This is a genomic window from Streptomyces sp. ActVer, assembly GCF_027270795.1.
Lineage (GTDB): Bacteria > Actinomycetota > Actinomycetes > Streptomycetales > Streptomycetaceae > Streptomyces > Streptomyces umbrinus_A.
This window is the reverse complement of sequence record NZ_JAPWHT010000450.1, coordinates 1-8349: the sequence shown is the minus strand read 5'-3', so window position 1 is coordinate 8349 and position 8349 is coordinate 1. Positions and strand designations below refer to the sequence as shown.

Here is an 8349-nt window from a genome sequence, read left to right as displayed (position 1 = left end):
GGGGGTACGGACGGTCCCGTACCCGGCGCTCTTCGCCGTCCGGGCCGGTCGGTCCTCGCCGTGCGCGGAAACACCCGTCGCCTTCGGGGTGCGGATTCCCCGGCCGCGCAGGAGCCTGGATGCATGGACCTTCCCAGCATCGTCGTGCACCCTCCGGCGCTGGACGGCTCGCGCCGGGTCACCGCGGGCAGCGAGACCCTCGGCATCGCCTACCACCTCGACGACGTGGTCGAGATCCTGCGCCTCGCCGACCTGGACCAGATCGAGGTGGAGGAGAGCGACATCATCGACTGGCAGGGCGGCGGCCCCGACGACTGGCCGGGCCTGTCGGAGCACCACGCGGCCGAGTGACGTACGTCTGTGTGCGTACATCGGCTACGGAACCCTCAAATCAAGCTCTGAATATGCCTCCGGGGGCTTCAACTCACTGTGCTTCAGGGCACATTCTCAGCACGTGGGGCCCGCCGGCACGGGGGCGGCGGGCCCCACACGGAGAACAGCGGGCTTGGCCGGAGACGGAGGTGAGACGCATGAGCAGCTTGATGACGACGCATCGGCGAGAGCCGTTCGCGTCGGCGCAGCTCCGGGGCGTCACCTGGTCCGGCAGGCCCGGCACGGTACTCCGGACGTCGGGGGCGTCCGGAGACGGGGGGAAGCACGGGGGCGGCGGTTTCCGTTCGGGTGGCGGCGGGGGCCGCTCGAACTGAACACGCAGCGAGGCCCCCGTCCTGGATCCCCAGGACGCGCGCCTCGGGCCTGCCGCTTGAGCCGCTCTCTCCCAGGTCCTGTCAGACCTTCAGGGCCTTGATGGACGTGGGCGCGTGGCCCGGCTCGGTCGCGATCTCCTCGAACTCCACGACGTTGCTGATGTCGTTGGTCGTGGACATCGAGATGTTGGTGACGCGCTCCAGGATCGCCTCGACGACGACCGGGACCCGGAACTCCACGGCGAGCTTCTTCGCCTGTTCGAGGGCGGCGCCCAGCTCGCTCGGGTCGGTGACGCGGATCGCCTTGCAGCCGAGGCCCTCGACGACCTTGACGTGGTCGACGCCGTAGACGCCCAGCTCGGGCGAGTTGAGGTTCTCGAACTCCAGGTTGACCTGGAAGTCGATGTCGAACGCCCGCTGCGCCTGACGGATCAGGCCCAGGTAGGAGTTGTTCACCAGCACATGGACGTACGGGATCCGGTGCTGGGCCCCGACGGCCAGCTCCTCGATCATGAACTGGAAGTCGTAGTCGCCGGAGAGCGCGACCACCTGCGCCTCCGGGTCGGCCTTCGCGACACCCAGCGCGGCCGGGACGGTCCAGCCGAGGGGGCCCGCCTGACCGCAGTTGATCCAGTGCCGCGGCCGGTAGACGTGCAGCATCTGGGCGCCGGCGATCTGCGAGAGCCCGATCGTGGTGACGTACCGGGTCTCGGGGCCGAAGGCCTTGTTCATCTCCTCGTACACACGCTGCGGCTTGATGGGGATGTCGTCGAAGTGCGTACGGCGCTGGAGGGTCGCCTTCCTGTCCTGGGCGGCCTGGGCCCACGCGGAGCGGTCGGGCAGCCTGCCCGCGGCCTTCAACTCCCGTGCCACCTCGACGAACAGCTCGAGGGCGGCCTTCGCGTCGGAGGCGATTCCGTAGTCCGGGGCGAAGATCTTGCCGATCTGGGTGGGCTCGATGTCGACGTGCACGAACTTCCGTCCGGCCGTGTAGACGTCCAGCCTGCCGGTGTGACGGTTGGCCCAGCGGTTGCCGATGCCGAGGACGAAGTCGGACTCCAGGAAGGTCGCGTTGCCGTAGCGGTGCGAGGTCTGCAGGCCGACCATGCCGGCGTTCAGCTCGTGGTCGTCGGGCAGGATGCCCCAGCCCATGAGCGTGGGCACGACCGGCGTGCCGGTCAACTCGGCGAACTCCACGAGGAGTTCGGTGGCGTCGGCGTTGATGATGCCGCCGCCGGCGACGATCAGCGGGCGCTCCGACTCGTTCAGGAGCGTGATCGCCTTCTCGACCTGGGCACGCGTCGCGGACGGCTTGCAGGCCGGCAGCGGCTCGTACGTCTGAGGGTCGAACTCGATCTCCGTCAGCTGGACGTCGATGGGGAGGTCGATGAGGACCGGGCCCGGGCGGGCCGAGCGCATCAGGTGGAAGGCCTGCTGGAAGACGCCCGGGACCTGCCCGGCCTCCAGCACGGTGACCGCCATCTTGGCGACCGGCTTGGCGATCGAGGCGATGTCGACGGCCTGGAAGTCCTCCTTGTGGATCACGGCGGTCGGTGCCTGGCCCGTGATGCACAGGATCGGGATGGAGTCGCCGGTCGCGGAGTACAGACCGGTGATCATGTCGGTGCCCGCGGGCCCTGACGTACCGATGCAGACGCCGATGTTGCCGGGTGCGGTGCGGGTGTAGCCCTCCGCCATGTGCGAGGCGCCCTCGACATGGCGGGCGAGGGTGTGACTGATTCCGCCGGAGGCCTTGAGCGCCGCATAGAAGGGGTTGATCGCCGCGCCCGGGACACCGAACGCGCTGGTGACGCCCTCACGCTTGAGGATCTCAACTGCCGCGCGGGCAGCGGTCATACGAGCCATTGCGTACTCCTGCTTCGGCCGTCGGATTCGGGCTCCCGTCGCGCCCCGCGGAGAGCTTCAAATTCCGTATTACGGAAACTAACTTCTACTATCTGGAAGCAATGTAGGTGGACGGCCAGAAGGCGTCAAGGGTCGGCGACCGGCCGGCGGGCGGGGGAATCACGGGACGTCGGATCGTTTCGCTGCCGGAGGAAGGGGTTCCGGAGGACGATGGAGGCGCTGCCCCGATGCGGCGTTGTGGTGTCACGGTGTTCTGGAGAGGGTCATGTCCGAGAACGTGCCGGTGAGGTGTCCGGCCTGTCGGCGCGAGCATGTCTATGCGGCGCCGTCGCATCCGTGCGTGTGCGGCGCGCCTGTCGCGCCCGTCCTCGACCGGAGCGCGCTCCCGGAGCCTGTCACGCACCACACCTGGGACGAGGGCTGGGTGACGATCCGCTGCGGGGCCTGCGGGCGGGCGGACCACTGGCCCCGGCCGGAGCTGGGGTGCCCCTGCGGTGTGCTGTTACGGATACCGGTGACGGAGCCGGGAACCGACAGCGACGCGGGAGCCTCGGGCACCGACGCAGCGCACTCCTCGGGCGCGGACACCGGCGAGAGCCCCGAAGGCGGCTCCCATGAAGGCTCGCACGAGGGCCCGTACGGGAGCTCACGAGACCACTCCGGCCGCCCGCCCCGAAAGCACCGGGCAGACCGGGCCAACCGTCTCCCCGCCGCCGCCATCCCCCTCCCCCGTACCGCCCCGGCCCCCCGCCCCGCGTTCCAGCCGGTGGTCATCCGCACGGCCCGGGACGCGGTGACGGCCGCCGCACTGTATCTGCGCTGGCTCGGGTACCGGGACATCCGTCGGGCCGACCAGCGGCCGCCATCCGGGATAGGTCTGGCGGCCCGCGGGATCGTGGCCCAGGTCGACCCGACCGTGCAACCGGCCTCCCTGCGGGACGTGGAGTGCCTGTGGCTGACGGCGATGACGGAGTCGGCGGGCTGCGTCTACTTCTCGCTGGCCGGCTACGAGGAGGACGCCCGCGTCTGCGCCGACTCCCTCGGCATCCCCCTGTTCGTACTGGACCTCACAGGCACCCCACAGCCGGTGAACAGCCTCGCCGACGACCTGATAGCCACGGGAGACTGAGTCGCCCAACTCCCGGAAACGACCACATACTTGACGTCATGCGTATCAGACCGGCGACCCCCGCCGACCTACCGCTGCTCCAGGACATCGAGCGGGCCGCGGGCGAACCCTTCCGCACCCTGGGCATGACGGAGATCGCCGACGACGAGCCGCCCGCGCTGGAACTGCTGGAGCGCTTCCGGAAGGCGGGCCACGCCTGGATCGCCGAAGGTGACGAGGCCGAGGGTGACGGCGAGGCCGGCCGCCCCGTCGCGTACCTGGTCGGCGAGCCCGTGGACGGCGCCTTCCACATCGAGCAGGTCTCCGTCCACCCGGACGCCGCGCACCGGGGCGTGGGCCGGACCCTGATCGCGTACGCCGCCGACCGCGCACGCGACCAGGGCCTGACCGGTCTCACGCTGACGACCTTCACGGAGGTCCCCTGGAACGCGCCCTACTACGAGCGCATCGGCTTCCGCCCCCTGACCGACCCCGAACTCACCCCGGGCCTGCGCAAGATCCGAGCCACAGAGTCCGACCACGGCCTGGACCGCTGGCCCCGGGTGTGCATGTACAGGGTTATGGCCTGAGCGCCCCAAAGGGGCGCGGGGCTGTGACATTTGCGGCTCCGCCGCGTGGGCGCGACAAGCCCTCACCGGCCCGCAGCCAATCACGCACCCCCAGCAGCCCCCTCCCGCAACTCGACCTTCCGCACCTTCCCGGACACCGTCATCGGAAAAGCCTCCATGACCCGCACCGCACTCGGCACCTTGTAGTGCGCCAACCGCCCCTCACAGAACGCCCGCACCTCCTCCAGCGTCGGCGGATCACCGGCGTCCCGCGGAATGACACAGGCGAGCACCTCCTCGCCGTACCGTTCGTGCGGCACACCCACCACCTGCACGTCGGCGATCTTCGGGTGCGCGTACAGGAACTCCTCGATCTCGCGCGGATAGATGTTCTCGCCGCCCCGGATGATCATGTCCTTGATCCGGCCGACGATCTGCACGTACCCGTCGTCGAGCATCACCGCCAGGTCCCCGGTGTGCATCCACCGCCCGGCGTCGACGGACTCTGCGGTCTTCTCGGGCTCGTCCCAGTAGCCGAGCATCACGCTGTAGCCGCGGGTGCACAACTCGCCCGCCGAGCCACGCGGCAGGGTCGTACCGGTCGCCGGGTCGACGACCTTGACCTCGATGTGCGGCAGGACGCGTCCGACCGTGCCGGTGCGGTGCTCCAGGTCGTCGTCGCGGCGGGTCTGCAGGGACACGGGCGAGGTCTCGGTCATGCCGTAGCAGATGGAGACCTCCGCCATGTGCATCTCGGAGACCACCCGTTTCATCACCTCGACCGGGCAGGGCGAGCCCGCCATGATTCCGGTCCGCAGGGAGGACAGGTCGTACGTCGCGAAGTCGGGGAGGTTCAACTCCGCGATGAACATGGTCGGTACGCCGTAGAGGGACGTACAGCGCTCGTCCTGGACCGCGCGCAGGGTCGCCGTCGGGTCGAAGGACGGGGCCGGGATGACGATGCACGCGCCGTGCGAGGTCGCGGCGAGGTTTCCCATGACCATGCCGAAGCAGTGGTAGAAGGGCACCGGGACGCAGATCCGGTCCTGCTCGGTATAGGCGATCAACTCCCCCACGAAATAACCGTTGTTGAGAATGTTGTGGTGGGACAGGGTCGCGCCCTTGGGAAAGCCCGTGGTGCCCGAGGTGTACTGGATGTTGATCGGGTCGTCGCAGGACAGCTCGCTCCGGCGCGTCCGGAACTCCTCGTCCAGGTCGGGCGCGCCCCGGGCGATCAGCACGTCCCAGCTCGGGTCGCCGATGTAGACGGTCTCCCTCAACTGCGGGCATTTGCCGCGTACTTGCTCGACCATGGCCCGGTAGTCGCTCGTCTTGTGGCTCAGCGAGGCGAACAGCACCGAGATGCCCGCCTGCTTGAGCACGTACTCGACCTCGTGGGTGCGGTAGGCCGGGTTGATGTTCACCATGACCGCGCCGATGCGGGCGGTGGCGTACTGGACGAGCACCCACTCCGGGCAGTTGACCGCCCAGATCCCCACCCGTTCGCCCTTGGCGACCCCGCCGGCGAGCAGCGCGCGGGCCAACCCGTCTACGTCCGCGGCGAATTGGGCGTACGTCCAGCGCCGCCCTGACGGTACGTCGACGAGCGCGTCGCGGTCCGGCCAGGCCGCGACAGCCCGGTCCAGGTTGGCGCCGATGGTGTCGCCGACCAGTGGTGTCCCGCTCGTCCCGTGCGCGTACGACAGTTCGCCCGTCTCACCCACGTCACCGATCTCGCCCACGTCACTCACCTCACTCACCGGAAGTCCTCCTCGCGGTACTCGGCGTCCGACCCCGCGGCCGTCGCCTCGCGCAGCTCGATCCGGCGGATCTTGCCGGACACCGTCTTGGGCAGGTCACCGAACTCCAGGCGGCGGATGCGCTTGTACGGGGCGAGGGCCGTGCGCGAGTGCTCGAAGAGGACCTTCGCGGTGTCGGGTCCCGGCTCCCAGCCCTCCGCCAGGACGACGTACGCCTTCGGGACCGCGAGCCGCAGCTCGTCCGGTGCGGGCACCACGGCCGCCTCGGCGACGGCCTCGTGCTCCAGGAGCGCGCTCTCCAGCTCGAAGGGGCTGATCTTGTAGTCGCTCGCCTTGAAGACGTCGTCGCTGCGGCCCACGTACGTGATGTAGCCCTCGGCGTCGCGCGAGCCGATGTCGCCGGTGCGGTAGTAGCCGTCGGCCATCGCCTCGGCCGTACGGCCGGGGTCGCCGTGGTAGCCGGTCATCAGGCCCACGGGCCGGGTGGACAGGTCGAGCGCGATCTCGCCCTCCGTGGCGCCGGGCGCCCCCGTGACCGGGTCGAGGAGTTCGACCTTGAAGCCGGGGCTCGGCCGTCCCATGGAGCCCGTCTTGAGCGGCTGGCCGGGGCTGTTGGACACCTGTACGGCCGTCTCGGTCTGCCCGAAGCCGTCGCGGATCGTGACGCCCCAGGCGCGCCGCACCTGCTCGATGACCTCGGGATTCAGCGGTTCACCCGCGGCGACGGCCTCGCGCGGGGGCGTACGCAGCTGGGTCAGGTCGGCCTGGATGAGCATGCGCCAGACGGTGGGCGGGGCGCAGAACGTCGTCACTCCCGCGCGGTCCATCTCGGCCATCAGACGGGCCGCGTCGAAGCGCGTGTAGTTGTGGAGGAAGACGGTCGCCTCGGCGTTCCAGGGTGCGAAGAGGTTCGACCAGGCGTGCTTGGCCCAGCCGGGTGAGGAGATGTTCAGGTGCACGTCACCGGGCTTGAGGCCGATCCAGTACATGGTCGCCAGGTGGCCGATCGGGTACGACGTGTGGGTGTGTTCGACGAGCTTGGGGCGGGCGGTGGTGCCCGAGGTGAAGTAGAGCATCAGCGGGTCGTCGGCCCGGGTCGGGCCGTCGGGCCTGAAGACGCCCGAGGCGCGGTCGTACACGTCCTCGTACGACTGCCAGCCCGGATGTTCGCCGCCGACCACGACGCGGGTGTAGTCGCCGGGCACCTCGTCGAACTTGCCGGTGTCCTCGGCGCGCACGATCACGTGCCGGACCCGCCCCCGTTCGACGCGGTCGCGCAGGTCGGCGGGGCCGAGCAGCGGGGTGGCCGGGATGACCACGGCGCGCAGTTTCATCGCGGCGAGCGCCGTCACCCACAGCTCGGCCTGGTTGCCGAGCATGACGAGGATGCGGTCCCCGGCGCGTACGCCCAGCTCGCGCAGCAGGCCCGCGACCTCGTCGGAGCGTACGGACAGCTCGCCGAAGGACAGCTTGGTCTCGCGGCCGTCCTCCTCGACGATGTGCAGCGCGGTCCTGGCGTTGCCGTGGGCGATGTGGTCGAACCAGTCGAGGGCCCAGTTGAAGTGCTCGGGGCGGGGCCAGACGAAGCCCTCGTAGGCCGTGGCGTAGTCCTCGCGGTGCTCCAGCAGGAAGTCCCGCGCGCTGCGGAAGTGCTCCGTCGGCGTCATCGGCGGCGTAGTCATCTGTCCTCCTCGACCCCGGACCATTGCCGGGCGGCTCACTCACATCGTGTAATCCGTGATGCGGGTCTCACTACCCCCGAACGGGGGGTGCGCCGCGGTGAAGGGACGATCACGTGGCAACTGGCGCTACCGAAGCGGTGGAGCTGCGCGGCGCGCTGATGCGGCTGCGCCGGACGACGGGGCTGCCCGTGGCCTTCGGCGGCCTGGTCGAGCCGGGCCGCCATCAGGTGCGGATCAGTGAGCTCAACGGTACGGCGACGGCGGCGCTCAGCGCGCTCGCGGTGTCGTCGGGCAACGGCCTCGGCGGCAAGGCGGTCGCCCTCGCCCGGCCGTGCGCCGTCATGGACTACTCGTCCTCCCGGCAGATCAGCCACGAGTACGACGCCGCGGTCGCCGCGGAGGGGCTGCGGGCCATCCTCGCGGTGCCGGTCGTCGTACGCCGCCGGGTGCGCGGTGTCCTGTACGGCGCCCTGCGCACGGCCCAGCCCCTCGGCGACCGGACGCTGACCGCGGCCGTGGAGGCGGCGCGTGACGTGGAGCAGTCCCTGGTCGTACGGGACGAGGCGCAGGGCCTGCTGGCGGCGGCGCGCGAGCCGGAGGTGACGCCGGACGGCACCGAGGGCGCGGCGTGGGAGCGGGTCCGGGAGGCGCACGGGG

At 70.3% G+C, this 8349-nt stretch carries 7 protein-coding genes; 4 read left to right on the top strand and 3 right to left on the bottom strand.

Features of this window, described 5'->3' with window-relative positions:
- The first annotated feature begins 123 nt into the window (after positions 1 to 123).
- Positions 124 to 351 (top strand): hypothetical protein, encoded by a 228-nt coding sequence (locus tag O3Q52_RS43570; RefSeq protein WP_269654060.1) that lies wholly within the window; start codon positions 124 to 126, stop codon positions 349 to 351.
- Between the two features lie 437 nt (positions 352 to 788).
- On the opposite strand, the gene gcl is transcribed toward O3Q52_RS43570, so the two are convergent.
- Positions 789 to 2573, bottom strand: a complete 1785-nt coding sequence (gcl, locus tag O3Q52_RS43565) for a glyoxylate carboligase (protein WP_269654059.1) — start codon at positions 2571 to 2573, stop codon at positions 789 to 791.
- 265 nt (positions 2574 to 2838) lie between these two features.
- Between gcl and O3Q52_RS43560 the strand changes: the two genes are divergently transcribed.
- Together O3Q52_RS43560 and O3Q52_RS43555 are read left to right on the top strand one after the other, a co-directional pair.
- Entirely contained in the window at positions 2839 to 3702 is an 864-nt protein-coding gene (locus O3Q52_RS43560; protein ID WP_269654058.1) for a hypothetical protein, read from the top strand.
- Positions 3703 to 3740: 38 nt separating this feature from the next.
- The gene (locus O3Q52_RS43555) at positions 3741 to 4271 is read left to right on the top strand and encodes a GNAT family N-acetyltransferase (RefSeq protein WP_269654057.1); all 531 of its coding nucleotides are present in this window, start codon (positions 3741 to 3743) and stop codon (positions 4269 to 4271) included.
- 80 nt (positions 4272 to 4351) lie between these two features.
- On the opposite strand, the gene O3Q52_RS43550 is transcribed toward O3Q52_RS43555, so the two are convergent.
- On the bottom strand, positions 4352 to 6010 hold the full coding sequence (locus tag O3Q52_RS43550; RefSeq protein ID WP_269654056.1) for an AMP-binding protein: 1659 nt from the start codon (positions 6008 to 6010) through the stop codon (positions 4352 to 4354).
- Entirely contained in the window at positions 6007 to 7677 is a 1671-nt protein-coding gene (locus O3Q52_RS43545) for an AMP-binding protein (RefSeq protein WP_269654061.1), read from the bottom strand. The genes O3Q52_RS43550 and O3Q52_RS43545 overlap by 4 nt, the downstream gene beginning before the upstream one ends.
- A gap of 128 nt (positions 7678 to 7805) precedes the next feature.
- Between O3Q52_RS43545 and O3Q52_RS43540 the strand changes: the two genes are divergently transcribed.
- Positions 7806 to 8349, top strand: a 544-nt coding sequence (locus tag O3Q52_RS43540; protein ID WP_332112999.1) for a GAF domain-containing protein, incomplete at its 3' end; no start/stop codon positions are given.